This window comes from Thermodesulfobacteriota bacterium (genome assembly GCA_040756475.1).
Lineage (GTDB): Bacteria > Desulfobacterota > Deferrisomatia > Deferrisomatales > JACRMM01 > JBFLZB01.
Genome location: JBFLZB010000015.1, coordinates 16,303 through 35,464 on the forward strand (window position 1 = coordinate 16,303; position 19,162 = coordinate 35,464).

Consider the following 19,162-nt stretch of genomic DNA (forward strand, 5'->3'; position numbering starts at 1 on the left):
ACTCTCCGCGCGCGTCAAGCCTCGGACGCTGCACCCGTGGGAGTCGCCGGGCCCGATCGGCGGCCGGCTTCCCGTGGCCGGCCGTCGGCCCGGATCGGGTTGCCGGACCGACTGGGCACTGCGGCGGCTCGCAGGCGGCCTCTCCTACGAGAACCGGCGGCCTTCCTCGGGCCGCCGGTCGATCTCTCTCGGTCCTTCATCCCCCCGCCCCCACGCTCACCTCACGCGTTCCCCTGCAACCCCGAGAGGTAGTTCTTGATCGGGATGGCGCCGGTGATGTGGCTCGAGTCGTCGAGGACGAGGATGGGCAGGGCCCGCTCGGCCACATCGACGAGGCCGTGCCAGGCGAGATGCGCCAGGGCATCGGCGTTGTCGGGGCCCAGGACCTCGACGGCGACGTGGAGCCGGGGCAGGTCCACGTGCTGCTTCACGTAGTCGCACTTGCCGCAGTTTTCCTTGGTGAAGAGGGTCATGGGAAGGCCTCCTGGGAAAGCAGGATCGGTTCAGGTTGCTTGTTGCGGGTTGCACGTTGAAGTGAGGACAACCTTCACGTTTCACATTTCACTTCTCACGCCTCACGTCCGACGCCTTCACTCCCCTGCCGCTCTTGCCTCGGGCGAGGCGGTGAAGAAGCCCCGGTTGCGCATGCGGTCGTGGAGCTCGCCGAGCTTGCCCTTGTTCCAGGAGCTGATCTTGGTGAAGTAGCCGGTGATGCGGGTGATGCCCTCGACCTCGTCGCTGCCGCACCGGGGGCACTCCGCATCGAGGCCGCGGGAGGTGCGGCCGCAGGCCTGGCAGGTGGTGAACTCGGGGCTGAAGGCGATCTGGTCGTTGTGGGTGTGGCGGAAGACCTTCTCCACGAAGTTCGCCAGGCTCTCGGGGGAGGGCTTCTCCTCGCCGAGCCAGACGTGGGTGATGGCCCCGGCCTCGATGAGGGGGTGGAAGAGTCCCTCGGCGTTGACCCGCTCCACGGCGTTCTGTGGGCTGCCCACGTGGAGCTGGGTGGAGTTGGTGTAGTAGACCTCGCCCCGGGAGACGTCGCCGCGCACGGTGCGGCCCGCCTGGGGGGAGTAGTACTTGAGGTCGAGCTTGGCAAAGCGGTACGCGGTGGATTCGGCCGGGGTCTGCTCCAGCACGAAGTGCATGCCGTGGTGCTTGCTCAGCTTCTCGGTCACGAGCTTCATGTGGGCGATCACCTTGAGGCCGAGCTTGAAGGCCGCGTCGCTCTCGTGGAGCTCCTGGCCGCAGTGGATCTTCACGAGCTCGTTCAATCCCACCATGCCCACCAGGTAGCTCACCCGGTGCATGCGCAGGTAGGGCTGGCCGTCGCGGTTCATGCACAGGAGTCCCAGGGGGCCGCGGTCGCCCTGGCTCAGGAGCTTCTCGATGAAGGCCTTCTTCTGCAGGTGCGCCCGGCACGCGAGCTCGATGGCCTCGGTGATGTGGCCGAAGAGGCGGGCGTCTTCGCCCCCCGCCCGGTAGCCCAGGCGGGGCAGGTTCAGGGTCACGTTCTGGAGGGCCGAGTAGCGCATCTTCCAGGGCTGCTTGGCGTCGTCGAGATCGGACTTTTCGAGCTTGAAGGAGAGCCGGCAGCACTCGGAGATCTTCGCGGTCTCCCCCCGGTCGAAGACGAAGTAGGTGTTGCCCTTCTCGGCCGAGACCTCACAAATCTGGCGCAAAAACTCCCGATGCCCCTCCGTCTTGAAGAACTTCTCGGTGATGTGCACGAGGGGCTTGGGGAAGAAGAAGGGCCGCCCGGAGGCGTCGCCCTCCAGGTAGACCTCGAAGAGGAACTTGACGAAGCGCTGGGCCTCCTTCTCATACTCTCCGTAGGTCTTGCCGGTGAACTCGCCTCCGGGGCCGATGGCGGGCACGTCCTCGAAGTGCTTGGGCACCTCCCAGTACAGGTTGATGTCGCTGAAGATGGCCTGGCCGCCCCGGGCCACCGCCTGCTGGGAATACTCGTAGATGAGCATCTGGGCGAGCTGCTTCACGTCGCGGTCGCTCATCTCCACCAGGTAGGGCGCGAAGAAGAGATTCACCGCGTCCCACCCGATGGCCCCCGCGAAGTTCGACTGGAGGGCGGCGGAGAACTTCACCATGTGGGCCAGGAGCACCTCGGCGTGCTTCGCCGGGCGGGCGTTGGCCAGGCTGTTGGGGAGGTTCAACCCGAACTTCTTCAGAAACTCCAGGCTCTGCCCCGAGCAGTAGGGCCGGTCGATGAAGCCCAGGTCGTGCAGGTGCACGTCGCCGCGCATGTGGGCGTCGGCCACGTCCTGGCTGAAGACCGCCAAGAGCGCGTACTCTTTCTTGATGTTCTCCGCCAGGGTGAGGTTCGTCGCCTCGGGCCCGTGGGGGACGTTGGCGTTTTCCTTGTTGGGCTGGACGAGGAGCTCCTCCACGTCGAAGAGCGGCATGCCGAGCCGGGTGTGCATGCGGCGGGCGCTCTCCAGCCCGAACTCGATGAGCTTGGCGTCCACCAGCTCGCGGATGAGGGGAGCGGTGAGGACCTCGATCTTCGAGCGCTGGATCACGCCCTCGACGGCCAGGGCGACCTCCTGGGCCGTGCCCTCGTCGAGCAGCGTCTCGCGCATGAGCGCATCGACGATCCGCTGGCGATCCCAGCCCAGGATATCCATGTCGGAGGTGCGGACGAAGAGCACCTTGTCCGTGGCGTCGCTCGCCGGGGTGGCCGCCCGCCGACCGAAATCCATGACCTCACCCATGCCGGTCTCCTTTTCGCAAGAGATATCGAGCCCTTAGACGGTGGGAACAACTAGATTTGGTAGGATGGCCGGGAGGATACCACAACATATAGTGCCCGGGAACCCCAGAAATCCTCCCAACCCGGAGTCGCCGGCGCTTTTCCTTGCACGCCTGTGGCCCCTTCATTATGCTGCGACTCCCGCAGCATAACGGAAAGCCTGTTACGTCTCTCCCCCGGAGAGCATCAGAGCCGTCGGATGAACGAAGCGCAATTGGTGGGGCAGGCCCGCGAGGGGGACTTCCGCGCGTTCGAGGCACTGGTGAACGTATCGGAGGGGAAGGTGTACGGGCACCTTCTGCGCCTCATGGGCAACCCGGACGACGCCCGGGACCTGTTGCAGGAGACGTATCTGAGCGCCTACCGCCACCTCGGTTCCTTCAAGGGAGATTCAGCGTTCACCACCTGGGTGTACCGCATCGCCACCAATCACGCCCTGATGCGGCTGCGCAAGAAGCAGCCGGAGAGCGTGGGGCTCGACGAGATTGCCGTGCCCAGCCACGAAGAGCTCAAGGGGCGCACCATCTCGGACTGGGCCATCAACCCCCGGGAAGCCGTACTGCGCAAGGAGGTTCGACGCGTGCTGGATCGGGCCATCCAGGCGCTTCCGCCCACGTACCGCGCCGTGGTGGTCCTGCGCGACATCCAGGACCTGGACACGCGCGAGACCGCAGAGATTCTCGGAATCTCGGAAGGCGCGGTGAAGACCCGGCTGCACCGGGCACGGATCTTCTTGCGAGAACTTCTCGGGCCCTACTTCGAAGAGGACGTGCCGGGGGGGGGGACGACAGCCGCATGACCGGTTCGCTGAGCTGCAAAGAGATCCTGGACAACCTCTCTGCGTACATCGACGCAGAGCTCGATCCGAGCCTGTGCGAGGAGATCCGCCGGCACATGGCGGGGTGCGACCCCTGCGTGGCATTCCTCAACACCCTGGAGAAGACGGTGGTGCTCTACCGCGGGTGCGCCGAGCAGGACGACCTGCCCCGGGAGGTACACATCGATCTGCACCGGTTCCTGCGCGAGCGTTGCCGCGCTTCCTCGGAGGAGTAGCATGGAGGCATTGCTCTGGATCGCCGTTCTCGTCGCCGCGGTAGTTTTCTTCGCCCGGGGCGGCGGGTGAGGCAGTTGCTGAGCCGCCGGTCGGCGGCACCCGGGTCCCGGAATCCGGCCCCCTTTTCCCCCACGAGAGGAGAATCCCATGGCGTCCGAAAAGGTCCTCACGATCACCGATGCGGACTTCGATGAGAAGGTGCTCAAGGCTTCCCAGCCCGTGCTGGTGGACTTCTGGGCGGCGTGGTGCGGCCCCTGCCGCATGATGACCCCCGTGGTGGAAGAGTTGGCCGGCGCCTACGACGGCAAGGTGGTGGTGGCCAAGATGAACGTGGACGAGAATCCCCAGACGCCCGCCAAGTACGGCGTGCGGGGGATTCCCAACATCAAGCTTTTCCGGGGCGGCCAGGTGGTCGATGAGGTGGTCGGCGCCGTTCCCCGGCAGAAGCTCGAGGAACTGCTCAAGAAGGTGGCGTGATGCCTCTGTACGAGTACAGGTGCTCCGCCTGCGGCGAGCGCCGCGAGGTGCTCGCCCGCTCTTCCGAAGCAGCCCAGCCCCCGGGGTGCCCCGTGTGCGGAGCCTCGATGGAGAAGCTCTTTGCGACCGTGGCCGCCCGCACCAAGAGCGGGGCGGCCGGCTGCGGGGCGCCCCGGGGAGCTTTCTCCTGACGGTGAACCCCGGGGCCGGTCGGCTTCGCGGAGGAATGAGCGGCGCGCCCGGAGCTTTCCGGCAGCGCACCCGCTGATCTATTTTGCGGCCCTTGCCGCGTTTGCATCGAGCGCTGCGGCGCAGCCGCAGTGCTCATCGGGGCGAGAGATGGAGCTCAGAAACACGCCATGAAGGTCTTCCTACGGGCGGTCGGCCTGGGGGCCGTTGCCCTCCTCCTGACCGCTTTCGCCATCGGCTGCGCCGACGAGGGCAGCACCCGGAAGCCCGATCCCCGGGAAGCGCCCGATTTCGCCCTGGCCACGGTCGAAGGCACCCGGATCCGGCTCTCGGACTATCGCGGGCAGGTGGTGCTCCTGGACTTCTGGGCCACCTGGTGCCCGCCGTGCCGCGTCAGCATGGCCCACAACGTGAAGCTGCAAGACACGTACAGGTCGAAGGGCCTTGCCGTACTCGGGCTGAGTCTGGACAAGAACCCCGACGACGTGGCCGACTACCTCAGGCGCGAGACGATCAACTTTCCCGTGGTGTTCCTGGACGACGTCACCCGTCAAGCATACGGGGGCATCGCCACCGTTCCGTACGCGGTGCTCATCGACCGCACGGGACGCATCCGGAAGAGGCAACTGGGTTTCAGCCACGACTTGGCCGGGAGTCTGGAGAAGACGATCATCCAGCTCCTCGGAGAAGGATCCGCCGTACCTTACGGCTCCTGAGAAGCGCTTGCGTTTCTCGCCCCCAGCGAGGTCCGTCCGATGAAACCGAGCCTGCGCGGCACCCTCGCGCCCCTCCTGGCCTTCCTGTTCCTTGCAGTCTGCGGCTGCTCGGAGGAGAAGAACACGGCGCCCCCCCAGGCAGCTCCGGACTTCGCCGCCACCTCCATCGACGGCCGGGTCGTGCGCCTGTCGGAGCACCTCGGCCAGGTGGTGCTCCTGGACTTCTGGGCCACCTGGTGCCCCCCCTGCCGGGCCGCCCTCCCCCACCTGGTGGAGATGCAGAACGCCTACCGCGCAGACGGCTTCTTGATCCTGGGGATGAACATGGACAAGGACCCCCAGGAAGTCGCCTCGTTTCTGGAACGAAACACCGTCAACTACCCGATCCTCCCGGTGGAGGACGACGTGCGCCGAGCCTACGGCGGCATCTCCACCATCCCCACCGCCTTCCTGGTGGACCGCCAGGGCCGCATCCGCCAGAAGTTCCTCGGCTACGACCGGCGCATCGCCCAGGAAATGGAGAAGGCGATTCAGGCGCTGCTGAGCGAGGAGTCCTAGCCTTCTTCGGGGTTTCCGAACGCGGCGGGGTTACCGAGGAGGTCCGTGCTCCCGAATCAGGCGGGTCGTGTCATACCCGAGCGTCTCCAGGCGGGCCAGAATCTCCCGGTAGGTCGCCTCGTCCATCTGGGGAGTGCGGCTGAGGATCCAGAGATACCGCCTGGAGGGGTGTCCGACCACGGCGTACTCGTAGTCCGAGCCCAGGCCGATGATCCAGTAGTCCCCCCAGAAGGGCCGGAAGAAGCTCACCTTGAGCTTGGCGTTGGTGGCCGGGTCCACGACCTTGGCGACGCCGGTGGCGGTGCGGAGCGCGCCCTCCGGTCCGCCCTCCCGGCAGGCGTTGAGCACGTCGATCCGGCCGTCGTCCCGCAGCGCGTAGGTGGCGGTGCTCGCGGAACAGCCCTCCTGGAAGCGGTGGGGGTAGCGGGCGATCTCGTGCCAGACGCCGATGTACCGCTCCAGGTCCACCCGGGGAACCACCGGCAGGTCCGGCCCGGGGTGCCGGGCGTGGCAGCCGCCGAAGACCGCGCAGGCCGCCGCCAGCACCGCTGCCCGAACCCTCGCCATCGCTCCGGGGCCCATCAGCGCACCGCCAGCACGGGGCACGGTGCGCACACGAGCACCTTGTGGACGACGCTCCCCAGGAAGAGCCCTTCGAAGTCCGAGAGGCCCCGGGTCCCCATGGCGATGAGGTCGCACTCCTCCACCCGCGCGGCCTCGCACACCGCCCTGGCGGGGTCTCCCTCCAGCACCCGCTCTTCGAAGGAGACCCCCGCTTCCCGAAAGATGACCCGGTAGGGCTCCATCAGCTCCTCCACCTGGGCGAGCAGGCGGTCGAGCATCCTCTGGTAGTAGGGCTCCCCCAGGTACTCGGGCACGCCCTTGCGGCAGTGGACCAAGAGCACCTGCGCCCCGCAGAGCTTCGCCAGGGAGGCGCCGCGCCGGGCGGCTTCCCGCGCGCCCCGGGAACCGTCCACCGCAACGAGGATCTTGCGGTACTCACTCCACGCCATCTGCCCCTCCTTGCGCCTCAGCTCACTCCCCCCGGCCGCCCAGTCCCCGACAACGTACCCTCGGCAAGGGGCCCGGGCAACCTGGCTCCCGGGGTAAGCCCCCTGGGTCGGCCCGACGCGACCGGTGGGCGCTTCTTCCCTCCGGGCAACCGCAGGTCTTGGGCAACTCAGGAATTCCCGCTCTGGTGCCGATGTGTAATCCCGTGTCCTGATCCACAGGCAGGGAGGCCCGGCCATGTCCAGGGACGTCGTGATGCTCCTCGCGTTCGCCGTGCTCGTCTGGGTGGCAGCCCATCTGGGCAGTCGCCCCGGCGACCGCCCGGGGCGGGGCGGCGAAGGAGGGGGACCGGGGGAGGACTGATCCCCCTCGGCCAGGAGCCAGCACGCCCCCCGTCCTGGGGCAGGATCCGAGAGCCCTGGACCGCCTCTCGTCGCACCTCTCCGACCCAACCGCGCACCGGTTCTGTTTGACCCGTGTGGGTTCGTGTCACGGCGGAGAGTCCGCAACACGGCTGTGTCACCCGGAGCGGCGCACCGCTGTGCGCCTCGAGGGACGAGCGCCACCCCCGCGCGGGCGCACGCCGTGCGCCCCTACGCACCCCGCCACCAAATGCCGCTGCGCAGGAGCGCGACCCTGCGTGCACATCGGAGCCGGGCTCCCACGACTTGGCCTCCGGCCGAACGGACGGTCCGAGGCCCTCACGCCCGGTGCAGCGCCCCCTGCACGGCTTCCAGGAGGCTGCTCAGCCGGAAGGGCTTGCGCAGAAAGCCCTGGACGGCTTCCTGAAGCGCCGTCCGCTCCGCCCCCATGGGAGAGACCCCGCTCGCGATGAGCACCGGCCCGCCAAACCCCAGAGCCCGCAGCTGGCGCAGGCACTCGGTACCCCCCATTCCGGGCATGTTGAGGTCGAGGATCACCAGGTCGATACTCGCCCCCCGGGCGCGCAACTCCTCCAAGGCGGCTTCTCCGCTGTCCGCGGTGAGCACGGTGTAGCCGGCTCCCGCCAGCAGGTCGTGGCCCAGGCTGCGCAGCAGCTCCTCGTCGTCGACCAGAAGCAGGGTCTCCGAACCGCGTCGCACCGGGGGCGGGGGCGCGGGCGGTTCGGGCACCGGTCCGGCCCCGTCGTGGGCGGGCAGGCAGATGCGAAACTTCGAGCCCTGCCCCGGCGCACTCTCGCAGGCCAGTGCCCCCCCGTGGGCCTTCACGATGCCGTACACCATGGCCAGGCCGAGCCCGGTGCCCTTTCCCACCTCCTTCGTCGTGAAGAAGGGCTCGTAGATGTGCTCCAGGGTGGCGGCGTCCATCCCGCAGCCGTTGTCGGCGAAGCACAGCTCCACGTAAGCGCCGGGCGCCAGGCCCGCGGCGGAAGCCGCGTCAGGCGCCAGCACCAGGTTGCGCGTCTCGATGCGGATGCTGCCGCCCGCCGGCATGGCGTCCCTTGCGTTCACCCCCAGATTGACGAGCACCTGCTCCATCTGGCCGGGGTCGGCCCACACCGGCCGCAGCTCCGGCTCGAGGGAGGTGCGGATCTCGATCATCCTGGGCAGCGCACGCTCCAGGAGCTCCACCGAGTGCCGCACCTCCTGGTTGAGGTCCACGTGCCGCGGGCGGCTCTCCAGACGCCGGCTGAACGCCAGGAGCTGCCGGGTCAGGTCGGCCGCCCGGTCTGCCGCGAGCTCGATCTTCTTGAGCCTTGCGTAGTCCGGGTGTTCCTCGGCCTTGCCCAGGAGGAGCATCTCCGTGTAGCCCGAGATGGACTGGAGCAGGTTGTTGAAGTCGTGGGCCACCCCTCCCGAGAGGGTGCCGATGGCTTCCATCTTCTGGGCCTGGATGAGCTGCTCCCGCAGCCTCCCCTTCTCCTCCTCGGCGTGGCGCCGCTCCGTCACGTCCCGGCTCACCCCCCGCAGACCGAGAAACTCGCCCTGTGCTCCGTAGACCGGCTGCCATCCCGACTCGATCGCCACCGGCCGGCCGTCCCGGTGGGCAAGCACCGCTTCGACGCTGTTCGCCGGGCGCCTCGCACCCAGCGCCTCGGCGTAGGGGCGCGCCACACGGGCCGCCTCGTGGGGGGGCAAGAGCTCCAGGAAGCCCTGTCCCAGGATCTCGGCGGGCCTCCAGCCGAGCATCGTTTCCACCACGGGGCTCGAATAGGTGAACCGCCCGTCGGGATCGGTCTCCCAGACCCACTCGGCCAGGCTCTCCACCAGCCGCTTGTATTTTTCCTCGGACGCGATGAGCCGGGTGAGGGTCTCTCGGAGATTGCCGGAGAGATCCCGCAGGAAGACGGCCAGGTCCCCGAACTCGTCCTCGGGCACCCGTTCCAGCCCGTAGTCGTACTGGCCCGCCCGAATCGAGCCGATGGCGTAGCGGATGTCCGCCAGAAAGCGCCCCAGGTATCGGGTGACCCGGTGCCACAGGCCGAAGGTGAGGATCACGGCCAGGAGCACCAACCCCAGGATGGTGCCTCGCAGTCGCGCCTGGTGCGCCTGGCTCTCCCGGGAGATCGCCTGGATGGTGGCCGCCGCCACCTGCGTGAAGCGCGCCCCGGTATCCCGGAGAAACCCTTCCCGATCCAGGATACCCAGGTAGTTCAGGTGGGCCGCCTCGGCGCCCTGCACCAGGGATCGCAGACCGGCGCCGAAATCGGGGGCGAGCCCCTGGCCGTCCAAGCCCTGCGCCAGCCGGCGAAGCTCTCCGATCGCAGCGAGATCGCGGCCGTGATACACCTTGTCCGCTAGAATCTGTGCCCGCAGGAGCAGCCCCAGCGCCCGCAGCGTGTCGTCGTCTACCCGGGCATCCAGATCCGCGTGGAGCTTCGCCACCAAGGCTCGGCTCTCGGCCTCTCTCCTCCCGTCCTCCGCGTATCGGACGAAGAGCTCTTCATAGGCTGCCCGATAGTAGCCCAGGTAGGTGGGCACGCTCTCGAGCCCCGCCCGCAGCTCCTCGGGCAGATCTCGGCTGAGGCGCCCCACACGCTCCGCCAGGTGCAGGGCCTGTGCGAACTCCTCGCGGAACCGGCTCCCGCTCTCCTCCGAACCGTGCGGGCCCAGGCCGCGGTTGAAGGCTCCGAGCTTCTCCACCTGGAGCTGGAAATCCTGGAGCCACTGCACCTCCTCCGCCGCCCGGCGCAGGTCCCGAAGCCCTTCGTACACCACCAGCCCCAGCACGGCCGTGACCGCCATTAGACTGGAGAAGACGATGAAGACCTTTCGGGAGAGCGGAAGGCGCATGGGCTAGAGTCGGCTCCGGGCGCGGCGAAACACGTGCAGGTCGTACAGGGTGGCTTCGAGCTCCCCGCGCCGATAGGCTTGGCCCACCCGCCCCCCCAGGAGCCCCCGGGCCGTCATGGCCCGCACCCAGGCCTGGGCGCCCTGGTCCCAGGCGGCGTCCAGCTCCGTGGTGAAGTGGATCGTGGACAGCGAGCGCTGCTCCACGGCGGCCGATCCGTCGAGCCACTGCGCCACCACGGGGGCTGCTTCCTCGGGCTCTTCGGCCAGGTACCGGGTAGCGCGCAGCAGCAGTGCCAAGAGATGCTCCACCGCGGGCCCCTGGGCCTGGAGCACCCCGGAGCGCGCCGCAACGGCACAGCAGGGATAGGGCCCCGCCTGCTCGAAGGGTGTTCCCTCGAGGAAGGTCACGAGCCTGCCTTTGCCCTGCTCCTCGGCCATGGCCACGTAGGGCTGCATGGCCACGAAGCCGTCCACCAGACCGTTTTCCAGCGCCGGAATGAGATTGCCGGGCCCGTGGAGGTTGAGCAGGACGACCTGGGCATCGGTGTCATCGAGCTGGTCCGCGTACCGAAGGCCTTCCGCCTGAAGCCCCTCCCCGAACACGAGGCCCTGCACCGACACCGCCGCCGTGTAGCCGATCCGCACCGGCGAGCCGCGGCCGCGAGCCAGCGCGACGAACTCCCCCCAGCTCTCCACGGCGAGCCCCGGGTGCACCACCAGGGCCGCCCCACCGGCCATCACCGGCGCGATGATCCGCAGGGGGGCGCCGCGGTCGATGGCCTCCACCAGAGCGGGGAAACCGCCGAAGGCCACGTCGAACTGGTCCTCCGCCAGGCGCCGGACGAGCTCCTGACCTCCGGTGCTCGAACCGACCCGAACGCGCGCCACCGCGCGCCCCTGGGCCACCAGCTCGTACTCGGCGCGGTCGACCACCTCCCGCAGGTACACGCCGCCGTGCTCGCGAAAGTAGGCGGCATTGCGGGCGGCCACATACAGGGGGGCGTGGTGGTCGTGAAGGGCGTGGCCCAGCCGGATTACCGGCAGATCGCCTCCCCCCTGCCGGCATGCGGCTGCGCCCAACAGCGCGCACAGGAGCACGGCCCCACCCGGCCAACGGACCATCCCCATCGGTCTCCTCCGTCCGACCCCTCACCCAAGCCCGGGAGGCTCGCGCCCGCAGCTTGAGCCCTGTTTCACAGACATGGGGTAAGAATCGGCCAAAGAACGATTCATCTCAAGGGGGAAATGGGGGGTTCCCCTGCCCCCGCACAATTGCTCCTTGCCTTTTCCCGGGAACCTGTAGTTTCATGCCATGGGCCAAAAAAAACACAGACCCGGGATGCGGAGGGGACCCGGCGGTTGCAGTGGGAGCGAAGGGGTTGAGCGATCTCCTGAACGCCTTCAACGACCACTTCGAGCTCGTCTTCGCCAACACGCCCGAACTGCTGGACGAGGTGTTTCGACTTCGGTACCGAACCATTTGCGAGGACATGCAGGTGCCGGGGTACGAACCCTGGCGCTATCCCGATGGGAGGGAGGTCGATACATACGACGCACGTTCCGCCCACTGCCTCATTCGTCACCGGAGCACGGGACAGGCGGCAGGGTGTGTCCGCCTGATCCTGGCACCCATCGATGATCCGTCTCAACCGTTCCCCATCGAATCGGTTTCGGGAGGACGCTTCGACCCCGCCAAAGTGAATCCCGCCCTGCTCCCACGCGGCGACACGGCAGAGATTTCCCGCCTGATCGTACCAAGGCTCCTCAAGAACGCCGACGGGAAGGTATCTCCCCACCGGAGTCCAGCTTTCCCGTTCCCTGTGCTGGGACTGCTCGCTGCGGTAATGCGTCTGTCCTCCGCTCACGGCGTGACCCACCTCTATGCCATCATGGAACCCTTGCTCAACCGCTTACTTCGGCGGTTCTCTCTGCACTTCGAACCCATCGCCCCACCCATCGAGTATCATGGAGTCCGACAGGCTCACCTCGGGGTGGTGGCAGACGTGATGAGCCGCGCCTACCGGGAGCGGCGCGAGGTTTGGAACCTTCTGACGGACGCCGGCCGCTGCGCCCCGGAAGGAAACCACTGGTCGACGCCCGACGAACCCCGAGTCGCGGTCGCGGCCGGACAAAGGTAGCGGGGTGCGCCAAGATCCGTTCGGACGTAACCGGCCGGCCGCTCTCTATCCGAAGGACAACGAGAAGCGAGTGTAGGAGCCTGCTCCCGCAGGCGACTTGCCGCGCTAACGGCAGGGGGAACGGTCGGCCTTCGGCCGAAATCGCCAGCAGGAGCTGGCTCCTACAGAGGAACCGGAACGGATCCGCGCTCGACCGGTTACGCCCAATCCGTTCCCGCACCGGAACGGGCCGGCATATCCGGACACCCGCCCTATCCCCTCCCCCCTCCCATGACCTCCCACATCCCTTGCGCGGCCGTGCCCCCGAGCCACAATGGCTCTAAAGTCATGGGGCGTTGCGGGCGAAGAGTAGGGTTGCCCCCCAACTCCATGGACTGCTGAGGCTTCCTGGCAGGCTTGCCCGACCCCACGCGAGCCGTAGCACCGGATTCCCGGCAGCGTCGCTTCCCGTCGGCGAGAACATGGCATGAAGGCAGTCTGCGGTACCGTGCCGAAAGCTGGTTGGACCCGCATCGTCCCGGAAGCAATCCTCCAGCTTCGGAGGCCGGACGCCGCGCGCCGCTCCCCTCGGTGGAACCGAAGTACCTTGCTGGCAATGGCGGTAGCGGGAATCCTCTGCCTAGCGTCCGCCAGTTTCGCGCAAGAGGTTGTAGTCCATCCCACGGTGGCGGAAACCACGATTTCGCGCAACGTATTGCGGGCGATTTTCGGGATGCGACTGAGAACTTGGGGGGACGGCACGCCAATTGTGGTCTTTGTATTGGATGACCGGTCAAAGGTTCATGACTCGTTCAGCAAGATGAAACTCAACATATTTCCCCATCAACTTCGGCAGGCCTGGGATCGACTCGTCTATTCAGGAACAGGGCAGGCGCCAATTTCTCTGCAATCCGAGCTGGAAATGAGAGCCAGGGTTGCAGCAACTCCGGGAGGGATCGGCTACCTCTCGAATGAGTGGATCGATGAAACGGTACGCGTACTCGATGTCCAATAGGCGGCGAGGGAGAGTTTCTGCCTTCCTCTCACCCATGATTGGGTTGGCCCTGCTGTTCGGTCCAGCCACATCGCGTGCCATCGAATTGCAGGGAATCCCGGGCACCTTTCAAATTCACGGATTCCTGTCTCAGGCATACGTTCTTACGACGGGAAACGACTTCTTTGGTCAGAGCGAGACGCGCGACGGTGGAAGCTTCGATTTTCGCGAGATCGGTATAAACGCATCATGGAGGACGAGTCCGTGGTTTCAGGTTTCCGCCCAAGGGCTGTCCCGTTGGGCGGGAGACGGGGACAACGGCCAGCCGAGGCTGGACCACGGCTTCCTGGACCTGAGCCCTGTCACAACCAAGTCCGATCTGTGGGGCATTCGGGTGGGTCGGGTCCCCACTCCCTTCGGTCTCTACAACGAGACGAGGGATGTTCCCATCACTCGCCCCAGCATCCTGCTACCACAGTCGATCTATTTCGACAGGGTCAGGGACGTCCTGCTATCGGCCGACAGTGCCCACGTCTACGGCGAACGCCGGACTGATTTCGGTGACTTCTTCGTCCAGGCAGGGGCAGGTTGGCTGCGCTTGCGTGGCGACGAGAACGAGATCGCGCTCCTTGGGATGGCAGCCCCAGGGCACCTGGAAAGCGACATCTCCTATTTGGGCAGGCTCATGTACGAGAAGGAAGGAGGTCGGCTGCGTCTGGCCTTTTCACTGGCTGAAGCAAACGTCGACTATGAACGGGGCGCACAGGATTTAATTCCTGACGGATCCATCCGATTTCGCCCATATATCCTATCGGCCCAGTACAACGCCGAGCGATTGAGCCTGACCGGCGAATACGCGCTTCGCCAGTTCCAAAGCAGTGGTTTCGGCCAAAGCACCACCCGGGTCACCGGCGAAAGCTACTACCTCCAGGCGGCGTACCGCTTCGCACAGGGCTGGGAGGCGATGGCGCGGTATGACGTGTTGTACAGCGACCGGTCGGACCGGGATGGGAAGGACTTCGAAGCCCAGACCCGGGGGACGGTGCCGGCCCACACCCGCTTTGCGAAGGACCTTACGGTGGGGCTGCGCTGGGACATCACGCCCCACTGGATGGCCCGGGTCGAGTACCACCTGGTGGACGGCACCGCGTGGCTGCCGCGGCTCGACAACCGGGACACGGCGGACCTGGAGCGCTACTGGAATCTCTTCTCGGCCCTCGTGTCGTTCCACTTCTGAGAGAAAGGCCCCGGCCCCCTTTGCGCCTCCCGAGTCGCCGCCCCTTCCTGAGCCTCAAGTGGAAGGCCATCGTCCTCACCAGTCTCATCCTGGGGGGGCTCGCCTCGTGGTTCACGGTCAGGGGGTACCGGGACCAGTTGGCCCAGTTCGAGCGCGAGCGGCGCCTGGCCCACGCCCGGTACCAGACGGAGGTGGCGGGGCTGCTCGCCGAATCGCTCCAGCGGCTGCGGCAGGTGGGCGCCCTGGTTCCTACCCTGGCGGGGATGGGGCTCTCGCTGCGCTCCGAGGATCCGGCGCTGGTGCGCACGGCCTTCGACGAGCACTGGCCCCTCTTGCAGATCAACATGGGGTTGGAGGTCGCCCGCATCTACGACTCGGGGGCGCGGCTCCTGGGGGCATGGGGAAGGTCGGGCCTGCCGGACTCCCTTCCCGCACCGGTGCCGGCCTGGGTGCTCGACGCCAACTCCCGAGAGCAGCCCCGGTCCGGGGTGGAGTGCCGGGACGACTGCATGCAGTACGCCGCGGTGCCCTTGCTCGACCAGGGGCGCAATCGCGGGGTCGTGGTGCTGGGTGCGTCCCTGGCCGACATGGTCTTGAGCTTTCGCAAGGTCTCCGATGCCGACGTGGGAGTCTTGGCGGGGGCTTCGTGGGGCGGGGTTGGGGACCGAAGGGGCCGCATCCTGGAACCCTGGCGGGTCCGGGTGGCGGCTCTCAGCGGGGAGCCCAAGACTTGGGAGGTCTTGCGCCGCGCGAGCGAGCGCCACCCCTCCCTCGAGGCGCTGGCCGCGGGGGTGCGCGTCGAGCACGAATCCCAGACCTACGAGGTCCTGCTCCTCCCCCTGGAGGGCTTCCCCACCGGGGAGAAGGCCCACCTGGCCGTCATCACCAACGTCTCCCGTCCCTTGGCGGAGATTCTCGCCGCGGCCCGCACCCAGTTCCACGTGGGCCTGGCGGTGCTGGTGCTGGGAGAGGGGCTGCTGCTCGCGCTGCTGGGCCCTCCCATGGCCCGGCTGCGGCGCACCGCCGAGAACCTTCCCCTGCTCGCGGAGCGCCGCTTCTCCCAACTGAGGGAGATCCTGGGGAGCGGCCGCCGCCCCGCCCGGGTGCGCGACGAGATCGAGGTGCTCGACGACACCACCGTGACCCTGGCGGGCCGCCTGGAAACCCTCGAAGAGGAGCTCCGCACCCACGGAGTGGCCCTGCAAAGCCAGATGCAGGCGCTCTCCGCGGAGCGGGACTTCGTCACGAGCCTCCTGGAAACGGCCCAGGTGCTGGTTCTCACCCAAACCCGCGAGGGCCGCATCACCATGGTCAATCCCTTCGGCCGGGCGCTGCTCGGGGACCCGGCCCGGGGCGAGAGCGTTTCCTTCGACGCCGTCGCGGACCTAACCGACGACCTTCCGGACCTCAAGGGCCGGATCGCGGCGGTGGCAGACGGCAGGCCCCCCAAGTTCCAGCACGAAACCGAGCTCCGATGCCGCGACGGCTCGGTCCGGCACATCACCTGGATCCACTCGCGGCTGCTGCGGCACGGCGGGCAAGAGCCCCAGATTCTCTCGGTGGGGGTCGACGTGACGGCCCGAAAGAGCGCCGAGACGCGCTTGGCGTGGCTCGCCGACCACGACCCCCTCACGGGCCTGTGCAACCGGAAACGATTCGCCGAGGAGGTGGCTCGGGCCCTGGCCGTCTCCCAACGCTACCGCCGCACCGGCGCCGTGCTGGTGGTAGACCTGGACCAGTTCAAGTACGTCAACGACACCGCCGGGCACCAGGCGGGCGATCTGCTCCTCAACGTGGTGGGGCATGCCCTGGCGCGGGTGGTGCGCAGCGTCGACACCCTGGCGCGGCTGAGCAGCGACGAGTTTGCCATCCTCGTCCCCGAGACCAGCGAAGCAGGGGCGGTCGAGCTCGCGAAGAAGATCTCGGCCGAGATCGAGGGCATCGCCTTTCCCGTCGACGGGGGCCGGCACCGCATCGGGGCAAGTATCGGGATCACCCTCTTTCCCCAGGAAGGCGCAGAGGCCGCCGAGGTCCTGGCGGCCGCCGACCTGGCCATGAACCAGGCCAAGGAGGCCGGGCGCGGCCGCTGGCACCTATACTCGTCCAAGACCCAGGCCCGCCGCCTGATGCACGACAACGTGTACTGGAAGAACCGCGTCGAGCAGGCCCTGGCCCAGGACCGGCTGGTGATGTACTACCAGCCCATCCTGCACGTGGAGAGCGGAGAGGTCACGCACTACGAGGCGCTCCTGCGAATGCTGGAAGCCGACGGCACGCCCATCCCCCCCGGGAAGTTCATCCCGGCGTGTGAGCGCACGGGGCTCATCCACGCGGTGGACAACGCGGTGATCGAGAAGGTGGTGGCCCAGTTGGGCCGCCTCACGCCTTCGCTCCCCGAAACCCGCATGCACATCAACGTGTCGGCCTACGCCTTCGGGAACCCGGAGTTCGTCCACAACCTGCGCCAGACCCTGGAAGACCATGCAGTCGCCCCCGACCGGGTCGTGCTGGAGGTGACGGAGACCGCCACGGTGGCGGACTTCGCCGCCGCCAGGGCGCTGATGGAGGAGATCCGCAAACTCGGATGCAGCCTGGCGCTGGACGACTTCGGGGTGGGCTTCTCCTCCCTCGGGTACCTGAAGGAGCTGCCGGTGGACTACGTGAAGATCGACGGTTCCTTCATCCGGCGGCTCCACGAGAACCGCGACGACCAGATCCTGGTGCGGGCCATGGGCGAGGTGGCCCGGGGCTTCGGCAAGAAGATCGTCGCGGAGTATGTGGAGAACGAGACCATCCTGGAGCTCCTGGGGAGCTACGGCATCGACTTCGCCCAGGGCTACGCCATCGGAAAGCCCCAGCCCGCCGAGGAGACCTTCCCGGAAACCCTCGCCGGCACCGCTTCGGGCGAGGGTTTCGAGCTGCTGATTCTCTAACGACCGGGCCGAAACCGCCGAAACGACCCTCAGCGAGCCCGAAACCGCACGACCCCGCGGCCGTCGGTCCCTGCGGCCAGGCGGCCGTCGGCCGTCGGCAGGAGCGAGAGCACGCCGGCACCCGACCACACCCTGCGGGCGTCCCCGCCGGGCTCTCCCAGCGCCCAAAGCCCGCCGGAACCGCCGGCCCATATGGTTCCGGTGCCCTCCCCCCCCGAGTCCATCAGACACACCATCCGCTCCCCGGAGGGGGCCGTGAACACGGTCCTCGCCTGGGCGTCCGAGAGAAACGCGATGCGGTCGTCCTCCAAGACCCAGAGCCCTTCCTCCCGGCCATACCGCCCCGCCGCGAGAGCGTTCGACCGGGCCGAACCGGCGGGGTTCCAGGATTCCCCGCCGTCCTCCGACCGAAACAGACGCCCCCCGCCCCCGGCCCAAAGCACGCCCCCGCGCTCGGGACTTGCGGCCACCATCCACACGCTGGCGCTGGGCAGTCCCCGGTTTCGCTTCGTCCAGGTCTGCCCCCCGTCCTCCGAGGCGTAGACCCCCCCCTCGGTACCCACGTAGAGCCGGGGGGCGTCGGCGTCCTGCTCCAGCGAGAAGATGGTATTGCTCGTGCCCAGCCCCCCCGAGCGCGGCTCCCAGGCCCCCGCCTGGGGCTGCCAGCGAAACACGCCCTGTCCCCCCGAGCCCAGGTAGAGCTGGCCCCCGTGCCAGACCAGCGCGTTGACCGGCGCGCCCAGGAGGCCCGCGTCCCGCGCCTCCCAGGGCGCCCCGTCCCCGGGTGTGAAGGAGACGCCGTTGGTGTCTCCCGCCCAGAGGGCACCGTCCGACCCGGAGGCTTCCCCCGGGGCCCCGGGCGGCGCGCCGGGCGCCAGCGCCAGTACCCGTGTGGCGTCGAGGCCCTGGCTGCGAGACGCGCCCACCTCACCCTGGGGGCCGATCTCCACCACACCGTCGTGGGCGAGCCCGGCGAGCCAGCCGCCCCCGGAAAGCGCCTCCAGGGCAAGCACCCTCGCCTGCCCCAGACCCTCGGGCCTGCCTGCCTTTCCTTCCCGGGCCGTCACCAGCCCTTCTTCGGGAAAGTGGGCGAGCACCGTACCTCCCCCTGCGATGGAGACGGCCCCCGCCACCCCGTAGGCGCCCTGCCGCAGCGGCGCCCACGTGGCTCCGCCGTCTCGGCTCTCCAGAAGCCCTGCGCCGCGCGTCCCCATGACCACGTGGCCCGGGTCCCCGGGGGCGGCGGCCAGCGACGGGACCCGCAGCCCCTCCGGAAGCTTCTCGCCGTGGGGCCGCCACCGTTCCCCCTCCCACGCAAAGAGCCCCCGGCCGTCGGTCCCCATGAGGAGGGGCCGGCCGGGAGCAGGAGGGAGCACACAGAGGGGATGGAACGCCGGGGGCAGCTCCTCCTCCAGACCCGCCAGCAGAAGCCTCCAGGTCTGCCCCCCGTCGCGGCTCTCGAACACTCCCTGCCCCGCGGCCCCGGCGTAGACCCGCCCGGGCTCGCCGGGGTGCGCGACCAGGGCACGCACGTCGTCGCCCCGGTGCCCGTACCGGCCCCGCAGCCCTCCCCCCACGTCCTGCCAGGAGGCGCCTTCGTCGGCGCTGCGCAGGAGACCTCGCCCCTGCTCGGCCACGAGCAGCACGCCCCCCGTCTCGGCAGCCGCCCGAAGCTCGCGCTGGGCCAGGGCGGAAACGCGCTGCCAGCGGCCGTCCCCGAAGCGAAAGAGCCCCCGCTCGGTGGCGGCCCACCGGGGAGCCGAGCCATCCTCGGCCAGCACCAGGGCCGTCACCGACCCCCCGTAGGGACCGGCGGCCAGCGCACCTTGCGTCACAGAGAAAACCGTCAGGAGCGCGAATCCGAAAAGACGACCCATCG

Annotated in this window: 18 protein-coding genes; 11 read left to right on the top strand and 7 right to left on the bottom strand. The window is 68.2% G+C overall.

Features of this window, described 5'->3' with window-relative positions; translation table 11 throughout:
- Positions 1 to 221: 221 nt before the first annotated feature.
- Together AB1578_03745 and nrdD are read right to left on the bottom strand one after the other, a co-directional pair.
- Complete coding sequence (locus tag AB1578_03745) at positions 222 to 473, bottom strand: hypothetical protein (GenBank protein MEW6487014.1); 252 nt, start codon at positions 471 to 473, stop codon at positions 222 to 224.
- 117 nt (positions 474 to 590) lie between these two features.
- Positions 591 to 2,726 carry an anaerobic ribonucleoside-triphosphate reductase gene (nrdD, locus tag AB1578_03750; GenBank protein ID MEW6487015.1) on the bottom strand — a complete coding sequence of 712 codons (2,136 nt, stop codon included), beginning with the start codon at positions 2,724 to 2,726 and terminating at the stop codon, positions 591 to 593.
- Between the two features lie 237 nt (positions 2,727 to 2,963).
- On the opposite strand from nrdD, the gene AB1578_03755 reads away from it, so the two are divergent.
- The 6 genes from AB1578_03755 (at position 2,964) to AB1578_03780 (ending at position 5,758) form a co-directional block, all read left to right on the top strand.
- Complete coding sequence (locus tag AB1578_03755; GenBank protein ID MEW6487016.1) at positions 2,964 to 3,563, top strand: sigma-70 family RNA polymerase sigma factor; 600 nt, start codon at positions 2,964 to 2,966, stop codon at positions 3,561 to 3,563.
- Positions 3,560 to 3,817: a zf-HC2 domain-containing protein gene (locus AB1578_03760; protein MEW6487017.1), complete on the top strand. Its 258-nt coding sequence runs from the start codon at positions 3,560 to 3,562 to the stop codon at positions 3,815 to 3,817. Before AB1578_03755 ends, AB1578_03760 begins: the two co-directional genes overlap by 4 nt.
- 148 nt (positions 3,818 to 3,965) lie before the next feature.
- Entirely contained in the window at positions 3,966 to 4,295 is a 330-nt protein-coding gene (gene trxA, locus AB1578_03765) for a thioredoxin (protein ID MEW6487018.1), read from the top strand.
- Positions 4,295 to 4,486, top strand: coding sequence for a zinc ribbon domain-containing protein (locus tag AB1578_03770; GenBank protein ID MEW6487019.1), 192 nt, complete (start codon positions 4,295 to 4,297; stop codon positions 4,484 to 4,486). Before trxA ends, AB1578_03770 begins: the two co-directional genes overlap by 1 nt.
- 168 nt (positions 4,487 to 4,654) lie before the next feature.
- A complete protein-coding gene (locus AB1578_03775; GenBank protein ID MEW6487020.1) occupies positions 4,655 to 5,200 on the top strand; it encodes a TlpA disulfide reductase family protein in 546 nt (181 codons plus the stop codon).
- 39 nt (positions 5,201 to 5,239) lie between these two features.
- Entirely contained in the window at positions 5,240 to 5,758 is a 519-nt protein-coding gene (locus AB1578_03780) for a TlpA disulfide reductase family protein (protein MEW6487021.1), read from the top strand.
- A 30-nt stretch (positions 5,759 to 5,788) separates the two neighbouring features.
- Here AB1578_03780 and AB1578_03785 read toward each other — a convergent pair whose 3' ends face one another.
- Positions 5,789 to 6,340, bottom strand: coding sequence for a lipocalin family protein (locus AB1578_03785; GenBank protein MEW6487022.1), 552 nt, complete (start codon positions 6,338 to 6,340; stop codon positions 5,789 to 5,791).
- Positions 6,340 to 6,771 (bottom strand): universal stress protein, encoded by a 432-nt coding sequence (locus tag AB1578_03790; protein ID MEW6487023.1) that lies wholly within the window; start codon positions 6,769 to 6,771, stop codon positions 6,340 to 6,342. Before AB1578_03790 ends, AB1578_03785 begins: the two co-directional genes overlap by 1 nt.
- Before the next feature lie 235 nt (positions 6,772 to 7,006).
- Here AB1578_03790 and AB1578_03795 point away from each other — a divergent pair, with 235 nt between their 5' ends.
- Complete coding sequence (locus AB1578_03795; protein ID MEW6487024.1) at positions 7,007 to 7,132, top strand: hypothetical protein; 126 nt, start codon at positions 7,007 to 7,009, stop codon at positions 7,130 to 7,132.
- Positions 7,133 to 7,470: 338 nt separating this feature from the next.
- Here AB1578_03795 and AB1578_03800 read toward each other — a convergent pair whose 3' ends face one another.
- Both AB1578_03800 and AB1578_03805 read right to left on the bottom strand, forming a co-directional pair.
- Entirely contained in the window at positions 7,471 to 10,002 is a 2,532-nt protein-coding gene (locus tag AB1578_03800) for a response regulator (GenBank protein MEW6487025.1), read from the bottom strand.
- Positions 10,003 to 10,005: 3 nt separating this feature from the next.
- Positions 10,006 to 11,124 (bottom strand): ABC transporter substrate-binding protein, encoded by a 1,119-nt coding sequence (locus AB1578_03805; GenBank protein MEW6487026.1) that lies wholly within the window; start codon positions 11,122 to 11,124, stop codon positions 10,006 to 10,008.
- 257 nt (positions 11,125 to 11,381) lie between these two features.
- Between AB1578_03805 and AB1578_03810 the strand changes: the two genes are divergently transcribed.
- From AB1578_03810 to AB1578_03825, 4 genes are all read left to right on the top strand, one after another.
- On the top strand, positions 11,382 to 12,140 hold the full coding sequence (locus tag AB1578_03810) for a PEP-CTERM/exosortase system-associated acyltransferase (GenBank protein MEW6487027.1): 759 nt from the start codon (positions 11,382 to 11,384) through the stop codon (positions 12,138 to 12,140).
- Between the two features lie 466 nt (positions 12,141 to 12,606).
- Positions 12,607 to 13,134 carry a hypothetical protein gene (locus AB1578_03815; protein ID MEW6487028.1) on the top strand — a complete coding sequence of 176 codons (528 nt, stop codon included), beginning with the start codon at positions 12,607 to 12,609 and terminating at the stop codon, positions 13,132 to 13,134.
- A gap of 34 nt (positions 13,135 to 13,168) precedes the next feature.
- Positions 13,169 to 14,350: a hypothetical protein gene (locus AB1578_03820; protein MEW6487029.1), complete on the top strand. Its 1,182-nt coding sequence runs from the start codon at positions 13,169 to 13,171 to the stop codon at positions 14,348 to 14,350.
- A 20-nt stretch (positions 14,351 to 14,370) separates the two neighbouring features.
- Positions 14,371 to 17,283, top strand: a complete 2,913-nt coding sequence (locus tag AB1578_03825; protein MEW6487030.1) for an EAL domain-containing protein — start codon at positions 14,371 to 14,373, stop codon at positions 17,281 to 17,283.
- 29 nt (positions 17,284 to 17,312) lie between these two features.
- On the opposite strand, the gene AB1578_03830 is transcribed toward AB1578_03825, so the two are convergent.
- A complete protein-coding gene (locus AB1578_03830) occupies positions 17,313 to 19,160 on the bottom strand; it encodes a hypothetical protein (protein MEW6487031.1) in 1,848 nt (615 codons plus the stop codon).
- Positions 19,161 to 19,162 lie beyond the last annotated feature (2 nt).

Coding starts and splice junctions, on each gene's coding strand:
- AB1578_03755 (MEW6487016.1), top strand. CDS start 2,964: ATGAACGAAGCGCAATTGGTGGGGCAGGCCCGCGAGGGGGACTTCCGC.
- AB1578_03775 (MEW6487020.1), top strand. CDS start 4,655: ATGAAGGTCTTCCTACGGGCGGTCGGCCTGGGGGCCGTTGCCCTCCTC.
- AB1578_03815 (MEW6487028.1), top strand. CDS start 12,607: ATGAAGGCAGTCTGCGGTACCGTGCCGAAAGCTGGTTGGACCCGCATC.
- AB1578_03830 (MEW6487031.1), bottom strand. CDS start 19,160: ATGGGTCGTCTTTTCGGATTCGCGCTCCTGACGGTTTTCTCTGTGACG.
- AB1578_03800 (MEW6487025.1), bottom strand. CDS start 10,002: ATGCGCCTTCCGCTCTCCCGAAAGGTCTTCATCGTCTTCTCCAGTCTA.
- AB1578_03795 (MEW6487024.1), top strand. CDS start 7,007: ATGTCCAGGGACGTCGTGATGCTCCTCGCGTTCGCCGTGCTCGTCTGG.
- AB1578_03820 (MEW6487029.1), top strand. CDS start 13,169: ATGATTGGGTTGGCCCTGCTGTTCGGTCCAGCCACATCGCGTGCCATC.
- AB1578_03805 (MEW6487026.1), bottom strand. CDS start 11,124: ATGGTCCGTTGGCCGGGTGGGGCCGTGCTCCTGTGCGCGCTGTTGGGC.
- nrdD (MEW6487015.1), bottom strand. CDS start 2,726: ATGGGTGAGGTCATGGATTTCGGTCGGCGGGCGGCCACCCCGGCGAGC.
- AB1578_03760 (MEW6487017.1), top strand. CDS start 3,560: ATGACCGGTTCGCTGAGCTGCAAAGAGATCCTGGACAACCTCTCTGCG.
- AB1578_03790 (MEW6487023.1), bottom strand. CDS start 6,771: ATGGCGTGGAGTGAGTACCGCAAGATCCTCGTTGCGGTGGACGGTTCC.
- AB1578_03780 (MEW6487021.1), top strand. CDS start 5,240: ATGAAACCGAGCCTGCGCGGCACCCTCGCGCCCCTCCTGGCCTTCCTG.
- trxA (MEW6487018.1), top strand. CDS start 3,966: ATGGCGTCCGAAAAGGTCCTCACGATCACCGATGCGGACTTCGATGAG.
- AB1578_03785 (MEW6487022.1), bottom strand. CDS start 6,340: ATGGGCCCCGGAGCGATGGCGAGGGTTCGGGCAGCGGTGCTGGCGGCG.
- AB1578_03770 (MEW6487019.1), top strand. CDS start 4,295: ATGCCTCTGTACGAGTACAGGTGCTCCGCCTGCGGCGAGCGCCGCGAG.
- AB1578_03745 (MEW6487014.1), bottom strand. CDS start 473: ATGACCCTCTTCACCAAGGAAAACTGCGGCAAGTGCGACTACGTGAAG.